Annotated in this window: 15 protein-coding genes; 4 read left to right on the top strand and 11 right to left on the bottom strand. The window is 49.7% G+C overall.

The features are described from left to right. Positions 1-298: 298 nt before the first annotated feature. The 3 genes from AS151_RS17375 to AS151_RS17365 all read right to left on the bottom strand — a co-directional run bounded on the left by AS151_RS17375 (position 299) and on the right by AS151_RS17365 (position 3,100). Positions 299-922, bottom strand: coding sequence for a 4Fe-4S single cluster domain-containing protein (locus AS151_RS17375; RefSeq protein WP_071518331.1), 624 nt, complete (start codon positions 920-922; stop codon positions 299-301). A 137-nt stretch (positions 923-1,059) separates the two neighbouring features. Further along, positions 1,060-1,455 (bottom strand): SCP2 sterol-binding domain-containing protein, encoded by a 396-nt coding sequence (locus AS151_RS17370; protein ID WP_071518330.1) that lies wholly within the window; start codon positions 1,453-1,455, stop codon positions 1,060-1,062. 226 nt (positions 1,456-1,681) lie between these two features. After that, the gene (locus AS151_RS17365) at positions 1,682-3,100 is read right to left on the bottom strand and encodes a response regulator (protein ID WP_071518329.1); all 1,419 of its coding nucleotides are present in this window, start codon (positions 3,098-3,100) and stop codon (positions 1,682-1,684) included. A gap of 74 nt (positions 3,101-3,174) precedes the next feature. Here AS151_RS17365 and AS151_RS22610 point away from each other — a divergent pair, with 74 nt between their 5' ends. Then, positions 3,175-3,408 carry a hypothetical protein gene (locus AS151_RS22610; RefSeq protein WP_211517640.1) on the top strand — a complete coding sequence of 78 codons (234 nt, stop codon included), beginning with the start codon at positions 3,175-3,177 and terminating at the stop codon, positions 3,406-3,408. A 201-nt stretch (positions 3,409-3,609) separates the two neighbouring features. On the opposite strand, the gene AS151_RS22895 is transcribed toward AS151_RS22610, so the two are convergent. The 3 genes from AS151_RS22895 to AS151_RS17350 form a co-directional block, all read right to left on the bottom strand. After that, positions 3,610-6,219: an adenylate/guanylate cyclase domain-containing protein gene (locus AS151_RS22895; RefSeq protein WP_071518328.1), complete on the bottom strand. Its 2,610-nt coding sequence runs from the start codon at positions 6,217-6,219 to the stop codon at positions 3,610-3,612. Positions 6,220-6,726: 507 nt separating this feature from the next. Further along, positions 6,727-6,852, bottom strand: coding sequence for a hypothetical protein (locus AS151_RS23145; RefSeq protein ID WP_275528003.1), 126 nt, complete (start codon positions 6,850-6,852; stop codon positions 6,727-6,729). A gap of 271 nt (positions 6,853-7,123) precedes the next feature. Next, the gene (locus tag AS151_RS17350) at positions 7,124-8,518 is read right to left on the bottom strand and encodes a TldD/PmbA family protein (protein ID WP_139240738.1); all 1,395 of its coding nucleotides are present in this window, start codon (positions 8,516-8,518) and stop codon (positions 7,124-7,126) included. A 321-nt stretch (positions 8,519-8,839) separates the two neighbouring features. On the opposite strand from AS151_RS17350, the gene AS151_RS17345 reads away from it, so the two are divergent. Further along, entirely contained in the window at positions 8,840-9,592 is a 753-nt protein-coding gene (locus tag AS151_RS17345) for a hypothetical protein (protein WP_071518326.1), read from the top strand. 212 nt (positions 9,593-9,804) lie between these two features. On the opposite strand, the gene AS151_RS17340 is transcribed toward AS151_RS17345, so the two are convergent. The 5 genes from AS151_RS17340 to AS151_RS17320 all read right to left on the bottom strand — a co-directional run bounded on the left by AS151_RS17340 (position 9,805) and on the right by AS151_RS17320 (position 14,850). Then, a complete protein-coding gene (locus tag AS151_RS17340) occupies positions 9,805-10,599 on the bottom strand; it encodes a PspA/IM30 family protein (RefSeq protein WP_071518325.1) in 795 nt (264 codons plus the stop codon). A 294-nt stretch (positions 10,600-10,893) separates the two neighbouring features. Then, a complete protein-coding gene (locus AS151_RS17335; protein WP_071518324.1) occupies positions 10,894-11,658 on the bottom strand; it encodes a PspA/IM30 family protein in 765 nt (254 codons plus the stop codon). Between the two features lie 61 nt (positions 11,659-11,719). Beyond that, positions 11,720-13,138, bottom strand: coding sequence for a hypothetical protein (locus AS151_RS17330; RefSeq protein WP_071518323.1), 1,419 nt, complete (start codon positions 13,136-13,138; stop codon positions 11,720-11,722). 106 nt (positions 13,139-13,244) lie between these two features. Then, positions 13,245-13,625 carry a DUF309 domain-containing protein gene (locus AS151_RS17325; RefSeq protein ID WP_071518322.1) on the bottom strand — a complete coding sequence of 127 codons (381 nt, stop codon included), beginning with the start codon at positions 13,623-13,625 and terminating at the stop codon, positions 13,245-13,247. A 43-nt stretch (positions 13,626-13,668) separates the two neighbouring features. Further along, entirely contained in the window at positions 13,669-14,850 is a 1,182-nt protein-coding gene (locus AS151_RS17320) for a DUF58 domain-containing protein (RefSeq protein WP_071518321.1), read from the bottom strand. Between the two features lie 193 nt (positions 14,851-15,043). Between AS151_RS17320 and AS151_RS17315 the strand changes: the two genes are divergently transcribed. Together AS151_RS17315 and AS151_RS17310 are read left to right on the top strand one after the other, a co-directional pair. After that, positions 15,044-16,315, top strand: coding sequence for a type IV pilus twitching motility protein PilT (locus AS151_RS17315; RefSeq protein ID WP_071518320.1), 1,272 nt, complete (start codon positions 15,044-15,046; stop codon positions 16,313-16,315). Positions 16,316-16,365: 50 nt separating this feature from the next. Then, positions 16,366-16,635 carry a Nif11-like leader peptide family natural product precursor gene (locus tag AS151_RS17310; protein WP_071518319.1) on the top strand — a complete coding sequence of 90 codons (270 nt, stop codon included), beginning with the start codon at positions 16,366-16,368 and terminating at the stop codon, positions 16,633-16,635. Positions 16,636-16,718: the final 83 nt, after the last annotated feature.

Here is a 16,718-nt window from a genome sequence, read left to right as displayed (position 1 = left end):
ACTATCGGCTCTTGGTCTAGCCACTACTACGGGAACCTGGCTGTTCCCAAGCCCCGTCGCTTTAGCGCGGGGTCAGTGACAATAGCGACGCCATAACAAAACCAACCCCATCCAAAGAGTGATAGTTTGGTAAAGATGTAACCCTACCTGGCCGAACTACAATAGCCTCTATACCGTTTTCCAGGAATGCCTTTCTAAGGATGTTGTAAACCGGCCTGAATTCGACGGGGAAACGGTTCGGCAACGTTCGCTGTAAAAAGCGATCGCAAAAACCGTGGGGGTTTGTTTGGCAGGAAGACTAGCTGAGTCCTAGTTGACCGCGATATCCGGTAATAATTCTGGTGCCATCTTTGAGAATGTGAATTTCCATTTGGTCGCTAGCCCAGTTAATTTGGTCTTTGAATTGAGGATTAAAAATACGTACCCGTTGGTTGTTTGAAGAAACCGGGGAATCGGGGGTATTGACGGCTTGGGATTCTACGTAAGGTCCGTCGATTAAAATATCCAGTTGGGCAAGCAAATCCAAGGCGGCTGGTGGTCCTTTATCTGATTGCAGTTCGGTGAGGGTAAAACCGCTAAAAGACATTACGCTCAAACCACCGGCTTTCAGGCGTTTGGCTAAATCGGTTAACGCTGGTGCCTGCCAAAACGGTTCGCCACCAGAGAAAGTAACCCCTTCGTTTTCGGGATTGCTAAGAATTTTTTCGGCAAGTTCCTCAACGGAGATGAGTTGGTTGATTTCAAAGGACCAGGAGTCGGGGTTGAAACAACCGGGGCAATGGCGATCGCATCCTTGAACCCAAACAACGGCGCGTTTTCCCGGTCCGTTCACTTGGGATTCGTCTACATATCCCATGATGTTGAGGTAACCTGGGGGAATTTCGGTTTGGGAAGAGGTGGTCGGCTGAGGTGATTGGGTCATGGCTAATCTCCAATTTTATTAACCATTATAGAAAATCGTTTTATTTACATGCATTTATATAGGGCGGGGCAAATGCGATGGGGGAAAGTGGTGAGCTAGCCGTAGCTTCCCCCCATCCACAAAGTGGGAAATGAAAACTAGATCGTTCCCATTACTGAAAAAGTCTTGATGAAGGGTCCAGCCATGCGCGGATCTTTAATCATCGCGCCGTAATCTCCTTTTAAAAACTTGAGCTTGCCTTGCATGTAGGCAGAACCCAAGCCCATCATGTTGAGACCTTTATCAAACCACTTTTGCCAGTCTTCTGGAGTAGCGCGCAAGTCCCAGTTTAACTCTTGCCCTTCGTAGGCACCAGCATGAACGGCTTCTCCGTTTTCTACCACCAAAACACCTTTGGGGCTGTCTTCGCCTTTAAATCCGTAGCCAATTGTAGAGGTAAAATTAATTTTCGCCAGTGCATCCTTCAGTTCTGGCTCGGCATTCCATTTTTCCTTGTAGGTTTGCATCCACTCAGGAGAAAACATTTCCGGCATGAGTACCTCCGATTCTTAATTTTCGACTTCGCCCGTGCAACTCGCACTAGCTGTTTGTTTTCATGTCTATAAATTATTATATAGCTAAACAGTAATTAAAAGTCAATAGGGTTTGGTCGATCGTGGAGAAAGGCATGGGGGCATGAGAGCATCGGAGACGGCAATTCATTGTATTCCATTTAGCAAACTACTCCCAGCTCAGCCACTCCCACCTTCCCACACGCTACTAGCTGGCAGCAGCATCGTCTTGCCCTTGAATGGGAACTTCAATAATAAATTCCGTGCCTTCCCCTGGTGTGGAGTAAAAGCGGAGCCTTCCCTGGTGTTTTTGGGTGACAATTTGGTGGCTGATAGACATTCCCAACCCCGTGCCTTTGCCGATGGGTTTGGTGGTGAACATGGGGTCAAACAAATGTTTTTGCACCTCTTCTGGCATGCCGGGTCCGTTATCAACAATGCGAATGGTAACGCAGGGAACTTTAACTTCGGACTCGCTGAGGGTGCCAACTCCCGTTTGAATGGTAATAGTGGGTTTCTTGTTTAAATTATCTTGTTTTGCTTCAACTTCTTCCGATAAGGCATCCACCGCATTGGCCAAAATATTGGTAAAAACTTGATTGAGCTGTCCGGGATAGCAACATACTTGCGGCAAGTTGCCGTATTCCTTTTCCACCTGTATGCCGGGGAATGTGCCTTTGGCTTTCAGGCGGTGTTTGAGAATCAGCAGCGTGCTTTCTAACCCCTCGTGAATATCCACAAACATGCGCGAAGTATCATCAGCACGGGAGAAATTGCGCAAAGATAGGCTAATTTTACGAATTCTCTCCATACCCACTTTTAGAGATTCTAGGATGTTGGGAATATCCTCTACCAGATAATCTAAATCAATCTCTTCTTTGTGTTCTTGAATTTCATCGGGAGGCTCGGAATAATGTTTTTGATATAATTTGAGATGTTCTAATAAATCGTTATGATATTCTTCCAGGTATTTGATATTGCCCACCACAAAGCCCACTGGATTGTTGATTTCGTGGGCAACCCCGGCTACAAGCTGACCGAGGGTAGAGAGTTTTTCCCTTTGCACCAATTGAACCTGGGCAGTTTGTAACTCATCTAAGGTGTTTTGCAGTTCTTGAGTGCGGTTGGACACTCTTTCTTCTAAGGTTTGAGTCAAATTTTGCAGCCGTTTTTCCGCTGCTTTGCGTTCTTGTACTTCTTTGCTGAGCTTTTGGTTTTGTTTTTCTAAGGTCTTAGTAAGGTGACTGAGCTGTAAGTGGAGCCTCACCCGGGCGAGGACTTCTTCTTGGTGAAAGGGTTTGGTGACGTAATCTACTGCCCCCAATTTCAATCCTTTGATTTTGTCTTGGTTGTCTGTAAGGGCGGTCATAAAAATAATTGGAATATCTTGGGTGCGAGGTTGGGATTTCCACTTTTGGCATAATTCAAATCCATCCATACCTGGTAGCAAAACATCCAATAGAATTAAATCCGGCAGAGAAGCTTCCACTTCCTGAATGGCACTTTCTCCATTGTGAGCGCTGACAACCTGCATGCCGCCTCTTTGTAAAACCTGACAAAGGAGTTTGGCGTTGGCGGTACTATCTTCTACGACCAAGATTTTTGGTGGGGTCGACCTGTTATTCATCTTAGCAGCCTCTTATTCTGGTACGTAGCCGGAAAGCACAATCCCAACATGGTCTTGGTGTTTTCCGTATCAAGATGTTTGTCTGGATGTTGTTGGCGTTTGAGCGGTTGGTGGGTGGTAGGGCGATCGCGGAACAGCCGGTTCGGCCAAGCTATGGTACTAGCGTTCTCCCAAAATTGCGTCACGGTAACTTGGTACCAGCCCCAAGAAGCGATCGCTTCGGCGTGGTTTTCCCATGGCCATCAAATAAGCCCTCTGGCTTGGGAGATGGCTGTGGTTCCGTGCCCAACCCATTCTCCTATCGCTGATTTCGAGCGAGGGGTTCCTGTAACTGACGATTGCCCTGGAAATCAAGGCGATCGCCCCATAAAAGGGGAAAACAAGACCCCGAAGACATCCATGGTTGATTATATTTATTATCTTTCATTTCAACCTCTATTGCTGTGAGCCGGATCGCAGTTTGCGATCTTTTTTCCGATTAAAATTATATATCGGTAGTTTGCCCGCAGTTAGGCTTGGGCAAGTTCCTGGCGGCAGCGTTCCAGATAAATTTGGGCAACGCGGTCTTCGGGATTCAAACGCACGCAGGCTTGGAACAAATCCGCAGCTTCTTGCCAGGCGTGGCGGTAATAGGAGAACAACCCTTGCTCAAAAATGCCCACGGTAGCCAGTTTGCCAGCTTTCACGTTGGGGTCATCGCCGTCAAAAACTTCAAAAACAGCCACCGGTTCGGTTTTGCCGCGCACTTTCAGCCGTTCGATAATGCGAATGCTGTATTCGCCGGGATTTTGCAGGTGGGCAAAGGTTTGGTGGGAAATTAACAGGGAAACGCCATAGATTTTGGTTAACCCTTCCAGACGGGAAGCCAAATTCACCGCATCACCAATGACCGTACTATCCATGCGGTTGTGACCGCCGACGGTTCCCAGCATCAAAGAACCGGTATTGATGCCAATGCCCACTTGAATGGGTTGGTAGCCGGCACGTTGGCGACCTTGATTGTATTCGGAAAGGCGGTTTAACATGGCGATCGCGGCATGAACAGAATCGTCGGCATTATTGGTGCTACCAAACAACGCCATAATCGCATCACCAATAAATTTATCCACCACCCCCTGATTTTCAATAATCGAGGGTTCCATGGAACTGAGGTAGGAATTGATAAAGCGAAAATTTTCCTCCGGGGTCATGGTTTCCGAGAGAGTGGTGAAGTCGCGAATATCGGCGAACAACACCGACATTTCCCGTTGAGTTTGATCGCCGAGCTGTACGTCAACAATGCTTTCCTTATTGAGAAATTCCAAAAACCGGTCGGGAACAAACCGCTCGTAAGCTTCGTTGAGGCGGCAGAGTTCTTCGGTAAACTGGGCGCGGTCGGCTTCTGCTCGGGTGCGTTCGCTGATATCCTGAAACACGGCGATCGCGTAGCTAACCTCACCGCGATCGTCAAAAATAGGAATGCCGCGTACTTCTAAAGGAATGGTTCGCCCGCTCTGGTGCACTTCCATATCGGTCACCGACGTGGCTTCCCCTGCCAAAGCCCGCATCAACGGCATGCGATGGGCGGGATAGAGCTGTTTGGTGCCAGCCAAATAAATCCCACAAGTGCGAGACATCTCCTGCAAGGATAAATTTTCCACAATCCCCTTGCCGAAGATTTGCTGGGCGGCGTGGTTGGCTAAATAGGGCGTTCCTTCGCCGTCTACCACCAAGACCCCCAAAGGCATAGCTTCTAAAAATTGCGTGAGTCGGCTTTGGCTGTCGTGCAATTGCGAGTAAAGCATGGCATTATCCAAAGCCACCGCTGCCTGGGAGGAAAGCAGGTGCAGCATTTCCACCTGTTGCGACTGAAACGCACTGACGGTTTGGTTGTTTTCCAAATAAATCACGCCAATAGGTCTGCCCTGATTGAGTAGGGGCAAGCATAAAACCGATGTGGGTTGCTGCCTTCGTAGGTAAGGATCGCAGTGGATGTTGGTAGGGTCTTCCTGAGAGGGGGTGGCTTCTGCATGCCCTGGGGAAATTTCCAATTCTTCGCTGGCGTTGCCGTGCCAAATGAGTTGGTGGGTGCGGTATGCTTGGTAGAGCAAAGACAAAGGTAAGGTATTCCGGTCGGGGGAAATTGGCGGATAAATGACTTCGCTATCGTGGTAGGAGCTAGCGCGTACGGCAAGTTGCAAGTTGCCGCTTTCATCGGCTAGTAGCAAACAACCGGTTTCTGCCCCGACATGATCCAAAAGCATTTGCATGAGCTTTCCGAGTAATTTTTCCAGTACAATTTCCCCCGAAATGGCCCGAGAAGCGTTCATAACGGTGGTTAAATCCCACTCTTTTTGCTGCTTTGTGGTGGATTGCTTTTGGGTCGAAGCGGTCAGTAAGTTTTGATATTGGGTTTCTAGATATTCTAGTTTGGCAGTAGTTCCCCATTGCTGGTAATATCGGTAAGCTTCTTGTAGGTAAACGCGAGCAATTTTGGGTTTTTGCCAGCCCAACCAGAATTCAGTGGCACATTCGGCTGCCAAACCGGCTTGGAAATATAAGTTGGCTTCTGTAGCTGCTGCGATCGCTTCGTCGTAGCGGTCGATGGCTGTATCGCGATCGCCGGTGCGTCGTGCCTTTTCTGCAGCAATTAACAAATACTGGCACTGGCAGGCACTGGTGTCGCTTTCCAGCCAAACCTGCATTTGCTGTTGGTGGGCGGAAATCTCTTCTAGGGTTCTGTTTTGCTGTTCTAGTGACATGTCGGGGTACAAAGCGAGTAAAATTAAAGCGCGATAAAAAGTCCACTCCCGTTGGAAAAAGCCATCGTCGCTGCGATCGAGAAACTGACTGGCTTCGCGAATCGCCGCAAGGGCATTTTGGAAATGACCGTACAAATAAAGCAGTTGTGCTTTGAGTAGATGGTAAGCAACAATGCTGATGTAGTGCTGCTGTTGCTGGCAGCGTTGGAGATATTCCGACTCGCTCATGCCCTGCAAAATCGAAGGCAGACTCTGGGGAGTGGTTTCTCGCAACTGTTCCACACCGAGGCGGATTCCTACAATCGTTTCAATCGCCCATTGGTTCTGAGTGTTGGGTTGGCGCAGTGGTGGCTGGGATTCTTGAGAAAGGTAGGGCATAGGTGGATAGCGAAGCGTCTGGCGGTGGGAACATCTTTGGCTATGGAATTACAAGATGGATGCTGGCACTTCATGGTTTTGGAATGGGGCTGTTGGTTTGCCCAAACTAGCGGATAATGCATCCAAAAACGAACGCGATGCTTTCCCATGGCACGAAATCAAACATACCATTTACAATGTGCTACAACTGCATCGAAGTACGTCCGCAGCAGGGCGGGAAAACACTCTTCGAGGGTCCCTGTTTGCCAGGGATGGGCTAGCTCTCTTCGCGAGTCCATCTAGGCACACCCAACGAAGCGAGAACCTCACGAATTCTACTCGTGAGAGTGTCAAAGCTATCTACAGCTATTTTTCCCGAGACCGCCGAGAGAAACTTGCCCAAAGACAAAAAAGCTCTGGCGCAGCTTCTGGGAAAAAATGGATTCCTAGTCACTGGCAACAAGGGAAAATACCTCCTCAATTCCCATGAAGTTCTCTGGCAAAGTTTCCAATGTGGTTTTTTCTACATTATTCAATCGGTAACAGTTCTCCGAAATCCGGATGGGTGTTGGGAATCTTCAAACAGTAGATGCAATGGTAGCGATCGCCTGCCGATGCAAGCATGCGATTGATGGGAAAAGGTAATTCTTCCATTCCTTGTCGATCCCCCACACCAATGGTAGATGCTCCCAATCCAACTGCTACTTCCTGGCAGCAAAACCGAGTGGCGAGCGGACAGTTGCTACCACAACCGCCACGTCTAAAAGTCCTATTCTACTATAGCGAATAGAAACTCGGTTCGGGCAACTATGCAGCCAGACCTCCTTGGCCATCTAGAAAAAGATAGCAAAAAAACAAGCAGTTGGTGGGGGAAAATCCCCTCTCTCCAGGACTGCTTGTGGGAGATAAAAACTTAAATCACGAATTAGCGACCGCCAACGACCACATTTTGAATGCGCAAGTGAGGTCCACCAACACTAACCGGTAGCGGTGCTTGTCCGCCTTTGCCACAGCCACCATTTGTATAAATTGTATCGTTGCCAATGGCTTCGATATCTTTGAGGGTTTGGAAAACATTACCTGTTAAGGTGACATCGCTGACCGGTTCTGCCAGTTTGCCGTTGCGAATCATATATCCTTCCGCCGCGGCAAAGGTAAACATTTCGCCGTTGGTTTGCCCGCCAATCATGCGACCGGCGTAGACCCCTTCGTCAATTCCATTGAGAATTTCTTCAAAGGAGCTATCTCCCGGTTCGATGGCAGTGTTGGTCATACGCACAATGGGGGGATAGGTGGCGCTGAGGGCTCTGGCGTTGCCGGTGGGGGCTTCTTTCATTTTGCTGGCGGTTTCCCGACTGTGCAAGCGTTGGTGGAGGATGCCGTCTTTGATTAAATATTTGCGCTGGGTAGGAACGCCTTCATCGTCGTATTGCAGGGTTCCGGGCAAACCTGCCAACCTGCCATCGTCGATGACGTTGAGTTGTTCGATGGCGACGGGTTTGCCTAACTGCAGCAACTCTTGCATGCGGGGATTTTCGTAAACGAAATCTGCTTCTGAAAGATGCCCGAAGGCTTCGTGGATGAAGACGCCAGCCAGGTAGGGGTCGAGGACCACTGTGTATTGACCGCCTTTGACCGACCGGGCATCTAGTTGGGTAATGGCGCGTTTGGCAGCTCCCAAAACCCGTTCGTCGGCATTGACCAGGGCGTTATAATCGGAACGGGATTGAATGGTTTCTACGCCCTGACGAACCACACCTTCTTCACCCCGCGCGATCGCGCCAAACCGCCCGGAAATGTCCATGCGTTCTTGGACGATATTGCTACCGTTGGAGTTGACAAAATATACGGTACGGAAGCGATCGCGATAGCTGGCGATGGTAGTTTGAATGCGGGGGTCGTAGTCTAGCAGTTGTTGGTTGTAGCGTTCCACCAAATCCCGTTTTTCGGCGAGGGAAATTCCTCTGGGGTCGCGTTGCAGTTCCAGGGAAACGTAGTCTTCCATGGGGGGTACATCGGCGAGATACGTACTGTCGCCGGCAACCAAGTAGGCTTGGGAAATGGCTTCGTCAAGGCGACCTTCCAGTTCCGTCAAGCCGTTGAAGGTAACGAAACTCCAACCACCGCGATGGCAGGCGCGAATGCCTCCAGCTAGAGAGAAACTGCGATCGACGGCATCGAGGCGTTTCCCACGAAAGGAAACCAGGCTGGATTCGCTTTTTTCCAAACGGATTTCTAAATAATCAACGCGCGATGAGGCTTTGGCGATCGCGCTTTGTAAATGTTCTCGAATTGATGTATCGACGCGGTTGTCAAGCATATAGTTTTTTTCCACAAAATGGATGTTCTGTTGCTACCACGGGATTTTGTATGGGTTGTCTGGCTGGCGGCGCAACTGTTCTAATTCCGAGTCTACAACACCATTGTTTTGTTGGCAGGGGGAGGGGAAGATTTGCCAGTGGCTTGAGTGCCTCAGACCGAATTCGGCACTGGCTGGCGATATTTTCTGGGTTGTGTTGCTTTTGCCAGGAAAAGATCGTAAGATTTAGATATACCAATAAAAAAAGTTGGGCGATTTCGCTCGTATAAAATTATTTTTGATAACGAAATATGGAGATAAACCACGGACAAACAATCAATTGTGGGAACGGGTCTGGTTTTCAGCAATTCAGCAGCCCATGCGGCTGCCAATAATTTCGGCATTGCCAAAACAGGAAAAGCGATCGCCTCACTCCACGGTTCCGCCCATGCCAAGGCTACCGCCGCTTGGGTTGGTTTTGGGAACATGAAATTGGGCATGTTTGTAATGGGTGCTGCCCCTATCGTGGGCGCTGTCTTACTTTTGGATCGGTTGTGTGGTAGGGAATACGGTCAACCTTTAATCGATTGGTACGAAGAGGCTTGGAAAAGCTACGAATGTCAGTGCGAGTTAGAAGAAATGAAAGAAACTGTAGAAATCGACGAGGACCACCAACTTCGCGCTACCACAGTAGTTGCTGGCTTAGCCCAACTAGAGGATCAATTTCGTGCCCTCGAAGTGGAAAACGAAGTCTATCAGATGAAAAAACAAGTTCCCGCAGAAAAATACCCAACTTCCCAGCAGAGTCAAGCTACCGAAGCCCGACCATCAGAAAAAAGTTCTTACGACTCGTCAGAAAAAGACTTCCTTCTGGTTAAAAAAGCAATTCGCCTGGCTGTATCTTCCCATAAAATTAGGAAAGTGTTGGTGAATTGGAAAGGAGAAAAAAGACTTGCGTTGAGTTCAGGACTGTTTATCCAAGAGAAAGGCGACGATATTCATGTTTTTGGCTCTCAATTCGCCAAAATGTTAATTTTTTCCGGCGATTCGGCAGAAAGTATCAGACAGGAAATTCAACAAATTCCGCAAATGTAGGTGGCGATTTCTAGATTGGGCCAGTGTTTTTATTTGGATTGTATGAAATGCGTTGTTGTAGGGGCGAACGGCTTCCCCTACAGTTTCTTCCATTTCAGGATAAAGCTCCGTTCATATCAAATGTAAATTGCTATCCAGTCGCGATCGCTGCTGGTAAAAAAAAGTAGGGTGCGCTACAGCCAAAGCAAACGCACCCTATCAAACGTAGAATTTTATTGGTTATCTAGTTGGCGGCGTAGTTCTTCCAGTTCGGAATCTACGACGCTATCGTCTGGTTTGGATTTTTGCTGGGATTGCTGCTGGGAGCTTTGTTGTTCTTCACCTTCAGGAAGTTCGCCAGCGGATTGGCTGCCCGTCATTTGGGCTTTCATCATCGACAGCTCGTCATCAACGTCGCTACCGGACTCCAGCTGCGAAAACTGTTGTTCTAGGTCGGCTTGACCCAGTTCGGCGCTGGCTTGGGAACGAGCTTCCTGTTCCATGACTTTCTCTTCCATGCGCTCGAAAGCTGCCATGGCGCTGCCGGAATTCATGGAACTGGTAGCTTGCGAGAGCTGTTCGTTGGCTTTGGCCGCGGTAGCGCGCGACTTCAGCATGTCTTTCTTGGTTTTGGCTTCGGAGATTTTGCTTTCCAGTTGGGTCAGCTGGCGTTTGAGCTGCTGTACCTGCTGGTTTTGCTGGTCGAGCTGCTGTTTCATTTGCGCGGCCGTATCAGCAAAACCTTTCTTGCGGGTTAGCGCTTGCCTGGCTAGGTCTTCATCCCCTTTTTGGACAGCCAATTGTGCCCGTTGTTGCCATTGGTTGGCTTGAGATTGGTTTTGATTGTACTGTTGTTCGGTACGCTTTTGCGCCGCGATCGCTTTGGCAACGGCCTGGCGCATTTGCACCAGGTCTTCCTGCATGTCGTTAATGGACTGTTCGAGGATCTTTTCCGGATCCTCGGCTTTGCTCACCATGTCGTTGAGGTTAGAGCGAACCACGCGGCTGATGCGATCGAATAATCCCATAAGAATTTGTCCTCTCGATATTTACCAGTTTAACAGGAGCAAGTAGGCAGAAACTTGACTGAACTCTGCTTAAAAATATGCCAAATTTTTCTAGCTTCTGGTGTTTCCTAAAGTGAATCGTCCCTGGAAAGACACGCTGACCCACTTCTCGATTGCCGTCTATCCCTGAAATAGACATCCCACTTGTTTTGTGAATTTTTGTCAAGAAGCGGTGTTGTTGGTTGCCTTCCCACGAACGACCACCAACCCTATTCTTTGTAGCACCTATCCCCATCTTGCCATGCAAGTACGAAACTAGCCTTCCTTTTCTTTTTCCTCGGACGAAGTCCGCATTTGTTTCAACTCGGCTTCGATATCTTTGTCGTCGCTGCCCTGGGAACTTCCCGAAAGCTGCTGTGGGGAATTACCGCTCATTTGGGCTTTCATGGCTGCCAGTTCGTCATCCACATCGCTCGATTCTAGCGCGGAGAACTGTTTTTCGAGCTGGTCGCCGCCCATTTCCTCAATGGCTTCCGAACGCGCTTCCAACTCCATAACTTGCTCTTCCATACGCTCGAACGCTTCCAAAGCACTGCCGGTTTGATTGCGATTGAGCATTTGATTGAGCTGTTCGGAGGCTTTTGCAGAACGAGCGCGGGCAATATACATATCTTTTTTGGTTTTGGCTTCGGAAATTTTATTTTCCAGGGTCCGTAGTTTTTTCTTTAAGTCTTCCACCACTTGGTTTTGGTGGTTGAGTTGGTTGCGCAAACCGGTAGCTGTTTCCTGATAGGATTTTTTCCGTACCAGGGCTTCCCGCGCCAAACTTTCATCTCCCTTGTTCAAAGCTAGTTGGGCGCGACGCTGCCATTCCGAGGCGTTGGATTCTGCCTGGGAAGCTTGGCGTTCGGTGCGTTTTTGCGTCGCGATCGCTTGGGCAACCGCTTGGCGCATTTGCACCAACTCCTCTTGCATATCCGCCACCGCCTGTTCCAAAATTTTCTCCGGGTCTTCTGCCCTGCCAATCAAACTGTTAATATTGGCGCGGATAAGCCGCATAATCCGTGCGAGCAATTCCATAAAAACCTCCCGTTCTTTTCTTTACCTAACCACCGCTGAACTATTTGCCCCATGCCGATTGTTAAGGCTGGTAAACCTGGGTTTGTATTCCCTGTTGGCTTAGCCGTTGTACCATCTCCTTGGCAGTGGCAATGTCATCGAAGGCACCAAGCTGAATGGTTTTGCCTATAGGGAATTCTCGCACATAGGCATCGGCGATCGCTTCTCGGGCACGTTCCACACTCGACGGACCGTCGTAAGGCATCACCACATAAAAATAGCCATCCCCCCCGGAAACCGTCACTTCTCCTGCAAAAGAGGCAGTATTCCCAGTTGGATTGGATGGTGTTTGGGAATCGGGGGTAGCTTCGCTGGCCTCTGCTTCGGTTGGCGAGGCGGCATTGGCTGGTTGTTCCGATTCGGCGGTCGGGTCTCCCATCAACGCGGAAGGCAAATTGCCCAAACGATTGTCGCCATCTTTGGGAGGAAGGGGATTGCTGGTGGCAGTGGGTGCGGCAGAGGTTTGGTTGTTTGGGGAAGCTGTTTGGTTGCTAGCCGAGGGCACTGGCACCGTTTGTGGGTTGGGATTGACCGTACTTAGGGTGTTCAAATCTAACCCAACAAATTCTTTTTTGGCCAAATTGGGGGCTAGCTCCATTGGTGGTACCGAACGGGCATCTGCGGGCGTCTTGGCGGACTGCCCGGTATCGGCGGTCGAATCGGCACTGGGTTGGGAGGCATTGGGGAAAAACCGCCGCACTTGCAGGCGCGCTGCCAGTTGTGGGTTTTGCCAAAGATAGGCGATCGCACCCCCTGCCAGCAGCAACAACACCAACCAAACACCTCCCCAACTGCTGCGAGATGGCGTGGCATCCGCTCGCTTGGTTGGTTCTTTTCGCGCAGAATTCCCTTCCGACTCTGGTGGCTCTAAATTCCGCAGCAATTCTTGGGAAGATGACAAATAATCTTCTGTTCCTAAGCTATCGTCTTCGGTGACAAAGCCTTCATTGCTGGCAAAGCCGGCATCAAAACCATCTCCAGGATGGTTATGGCGATCTTTTTCTCGCTTTTCCAAGTTGCTATTCGGCAAAGATAGGGCTTCTAGACTGGTGGGAGCGCGTTCAGAATCGCTGTTTTCTTGTACGTCTGTACTGTCTCCAGCAGAACTCTGTGCCTCTGTGTGGCTAGCATCAGAAACCTCCTCCGTTGTCGCCGCCAAACTTTTTTGGGAAGCGCGATCGCTTTGCTGGTAAGCGGTATCCTCACCAGTAACCACCAGAGACTCGGCAGTGGTAGCTGTGGATATGCCAATGGCAGGGGTCGAAGAAGATTGGTAGCTGCCCAAACTGCGAACGGTGGGAACCGGCTTGCCAGATCGATAGCGGCGATAGCGTTTGAGTTCCATTTCCAAATCGATATCCAAACTCTCCAAAGCGGATTTGAGAACCGGATGTAATGGGGATTTGGCAGATTGGGATGGGGGAGTGGTTTTTGGCGTCATAAAACTGGCTTTTGGCTATTTCTAGACAACGACAATGACAAAAAGATACATACAAACGAGGGAACCAGCGCAAATGCACGGAGAAATCAAAAACAGTTGTATTTTTTTATTGCGTGGCAATCCGAGGCAGTTGCCAATTTTCGGGATGTTGAAAAATTGTTTCTGGATCGGTGTGCTGCAAAAAAGATAACATTTCCGCGCTCTCCTCCAACAGGCGATCCACCTCCACGCCTTCGTAGTTGGGTTCGTAATTTTGCAGGCGTTTGATACTTTCTCCTAACAAAATGGCGGCACCGCGTAAATTTTCATTGTGTAAGTGATACAAAGAAACTGAAAGTTGCAAAATCCCCTGGTAAAACGTTTTGTTGGGTTCGGTTGCTTCCATCCACAATTCTTCTAGGGTATCGTGGCAAGCGTAATATTCTCCTTGGTTGAATTCTGCGACACCTTGCCAAAAGGCGGCGGGAAGGGAAGATTCGCTGTTCATAACGAGCTGTCAAAATAAGTTTGCGTAAATACCGAGGAAATTTTTATATCGGCAATTGTAATTGCTTTTCTAGAGAAGTTTCAGGGGTCATTTGCTTGCCAGGCAAATCCAAATGAACAGGAGTATCCATGGGCACAGACAGCCACAGCAACCAGCGGCTACCCGTGGGTAACGTTGCTAGGCTGTGGGGATTGGCACTCAACCATATCACCGGCAACGAGGGCAAGACATGATGATTATTTTGGGGTTGGGCAAAATCGGTAGCTGCCAGGGTTTCCAGAACCGCGCGATCGCTGCGAACCATCCCTGTCGCCGCTGTCCACAAACCGATACCCATTTGACGGCGGCGTGCGTAAAAATAGAGAGACGCAGCCGCAATGACCGCTTGCTCAAAATCTTCTGCTTGCCAGCGATCGCTTTGGGTATCCAGACAAACCACAGTCTCCTGACCGCTGGTAAAGGTTTCCAATTCTCGCACCCGCAGTTCCCCATAGCGAGCGCTACTGCGCCAGTGTACCAAACGAATGGGGTCTCCCCACCGGTAGGGGCGCAAAGTCCGCGTGGTTCCCGTAGAAGTGTGGCTGTAGCTGCGACGTTCGTATTGATGGCGCTGCGGTTGGTCTTCGGTGCCCATTTCATCCAGCAACGGGCAGCGTTTGAGGGGCAAAATCGGCGGATACACCACCGCCACTGCCTGGGCAGAACGGGAACGACAGCACCAAAACAACCCCAAAGGCGTTGCCGTTTTTACTTGTACTTCTTGCCAGCGGTATACGCCGCGTCGTTGCGTGGTATATGTATACTGCCAGCGATCGCTATGCCGGGGGGGAATCCATTCCACTACGGTCGCTTGCGATTTGCCCAACCCAGCCGGCAACATATCCCGCACCAGCAACAAAGTTTGGGGAGAGCGCCCCGTATTGACCACCTCCAAAGTCACCGTCAGGTCTTCTCCAGCCGCCACGGGTTCTATTGGCAAACGGCGTACTTGTAGGGATTTGAGCGATCGCCAAGGCAGCCAAGCCGCGATCGCGCATAAAGAGAAGCTAACGCCACTAATCACATAAAGCCAGCCCACCATAGTATTGCTAGCCGCGGCTAAGAAAAACACCGCCAGAACCAACAGCAAGCTACCGGAAAACGCCGGCATCACCCAATGGGTTTCCAACCAGGCGGCCAAACGCCGACCCCATCGCTGCGGTAGAAATTTTGCATTCGACTGCACGGAAACTCTCCCAAATTGGCAATATCTAGATTGGCATTTTTGCTTGGGAAACGAAAGAAATCTCTTAGGATGGAAGCAAGTACATTGGTAGAAACCCATTCGCTTGTTGCTCAGCAAGCATCGAGCCTCCTACCAATGCTTATAGCTGCCATCTATTTAGTGTAACCCGACCTATCCAGGGGGGAAAGAAACTATGGAAAATTCCAATCATTCGCCCAAACCACAATCCCCAACACCCAAACCCCAGTCACCGCCGCCGCCACCACCCATGAAGGGCAAGCAGCTGCAACGCCAGTCCGCTGCCGATAATTCAAATGTCCACCGGCAGTACGTTAAAGGAGAAGACCGCGACAGTACCCTAGAAACCGCCACCTCCATCAAATCCATGGTGCGAGATGCTTTCCAAACCAAAGCATCGGATATTCACATCCGGGTGGGAGAGGTTCCCCGCTTTCGGATCCAAGGTCAAATGCAAACAGCAAAAGGCTACGGCAAAACCACCCCGGAACTATTTGAAAAATACATTCAAGAAAATCTCGATCCCAGACAGCAAAAAGAATTTCGTGAAAAGAAAGAACTCGATACGGCTATTTACTATCCCGGCTTTATCCGCTGCCGTTTGAACTGTTTTGAAACCCTCAACGGCGGTGCCATGGTCTTGCGTCTGATTAGTTTAAAAGTTCCTTCCATCGACGAACTGCACTTGCCGCCGGTCCTCAAAGATATCATCCAAAAAAACCAAGGGCTGGTTTTGGTAACTGGACCCACCGGTTCCGGGAAATCCACCACCCTCGCCGCCATGATTCGCCACCTCAACGAAACGGCATCCCGGCATATTATTACTATTGAAGATCCCATCGAATACATTCACAACTCCCAAAAATGTCTGGTCAGCCAGCGGGAGTTGGGATTGCATACCTACGACTTTTACGCTAGCTTGCGGGGGGCACTGCGGGAAGACCCAGACGTGATTTTGATTGGGGAAATGCGCGATCGCACCACGGTCAACATCGCCCTACAAGCCGCCCAAACCGGTCACTTGGTTCTAGGAACCCTCCACACCCGCAATGCTGTCAACTCGGTCAACCGCTTGCTGAACTTGTTCAATCCCGACGAACAGGAACCCATGCGGGTCCAAATTGCCGAATCTCTAGCGGCTGTCGTCTCCCAGTTGCTCATTCCTACTGTCGATGGCGGTCGCACTGCCGTTCACGATATTCTGCTGAACACCCCTGCCATGCAGGATTACCTGTACAAAGGCGACGAAGACAGTGCATTGCATCTCATGCGGCTGGGTAGTATGGATGGCATGCAACTCATGAACCAAGCTATCTACGAACAGGTTTGCCTCAACCGCATTGACTATGAAGAAGCCAAGAAATATTCTCCCGAACCTAGCGAACTAGAACGGCTCATGCGTACGGGTGGATTCGATGCTGCTGCCTCCCCCCGGGATTGGAGTTAAGGTAGGATATTAAAGGCTAATCAGCGGGTAATGTTGGCAAAAGCAGGTTTATGTCTATCGAAAGCGCTACTCAATTTTTAAAAGATGTCAGTTGGAGTTGGGATTTGCGGGAGAAATTCCAAGATGTAGCTACTCCGGAGGAATTTATCGATGTGGCTATCCAGTTAGGCTACAATTTCACCACTCAGGAACTAGAAGAGGTCGCCCACGAATACAGCGAAGGTGTCAAGGTCAGGCGTGGCTACGGCGTTTGGGCTTGGTTGCGGACGGTGAATTGGATTCGTCGGGATGTTCCCCAGGAAGCGAATGGAGAAAGTTAATTGACACTCTCACGAATAGAATTCGTGAGATTCTCGCTTCATCGGGTGTGCCTAGATGGATTCGCTATGAGTTAGTCCATCCC

It is taken from the genome of Geitlerinema sp. PCC 9228, assembly GCF_001870905.1.
Classification (GTDB): domain Bacteria; phylum Cyanobacteriota; class Cyanobacteriia; order Cyanobacteriales; family PCC-9228; genus PCC-9228.
Note: the sequence above shows the minus strand (reverse complement) of the source record. Positions and strands in the feature narration are given on the sequence as shown.

Coding starts and splice junctions, on each gene's coding strand:
- AS151_RS17375 (WP_071518331.1), bottom strand. CDS start 922: ATGACCCAATCACCTCAGCCGACCACCTCTTCCCAAACCGAAATTCCC.
- AS151_RS17370 (WP_071518330.1), bottom strand. CDS start 1,455: ATGCCGGAAATGTTTTCTCCTGAGTGGATGCAAACCTACAAGGAAAAA.
- AS151_RS17365 (WP_071518329.1), bottom strand. CDS start 3,100: ATGAATAACAGGTCGACCCCACCAAAAATCTTGGTCGTAGAAGATAGT.
- AS151_RS22610 (WP_211517640.1), top strand. CDS start 3,175: ATGTTTGTCTGGATGTTGTTGGCGTTTGAGCGGTTGGTGGGTGGTAGG.
- AS151_RS22895 (WP_071518328.1), bottom strand. CDS start 6,219: ATGCCCTACCTTTCTCAAGAATCCCAGCCACCACTGCGCCAACCCAAC.
- AS151_RS23145 (WP_275528003.1), bottom strand. CDS start 6,852: ATGGAAGAATTACCTTTTCCCATCAATCGCATGCTTGCATCGGCAGGC.
- AS151_RS17350 (WP_139240738.1), bottom strand. CDS start 8,518: ATGCTTGACAACCGCGTCGATACATCAATTCGAGAACATTTACAAAGC.
- AS151_RS17340 (WP_071518325.1), bottom strand. CDS start 10,599: ATGGGATTATTCGATCGCATCAGCCGCGTGGTTCGCTCTAACCTCAAC.
- AS151_RS17335 (WP_071518324.1), bottom strand. CDS start 11,658: ATGGAATTGCTCGCACGGATTATGCGGCTTATCCGCGCCAATATTAAC.
- AS151_RS17330 (WP_071518323.1), bottom strand. CDS start 13,138: ATGACGCCAAAAACCACTCCCCCATCCCAATCTGCCAAATCCCCATTA.
- AS151_RS17325 (WP_071518322.1), bottom strand. CDS start 13,625: ATGAACAGCGAATCTTCCCTTCCCGCCGCCTTTTGGCAAGGTGTCGCA.
- AS151_RS17315 (WP_071518320.1), top strand. CDS start 15,044: ATGGAAAATTCCAATCATTCGCCCAAACCACAATCCCCAACACCCAAA.
- AS151_RS17310 (WP_071518319.1), top strand. CDS start 16,366: ATGTCTATCGAAAGCGCTACTCAATTTTTAAAAGATGTCAGTTGGAGT.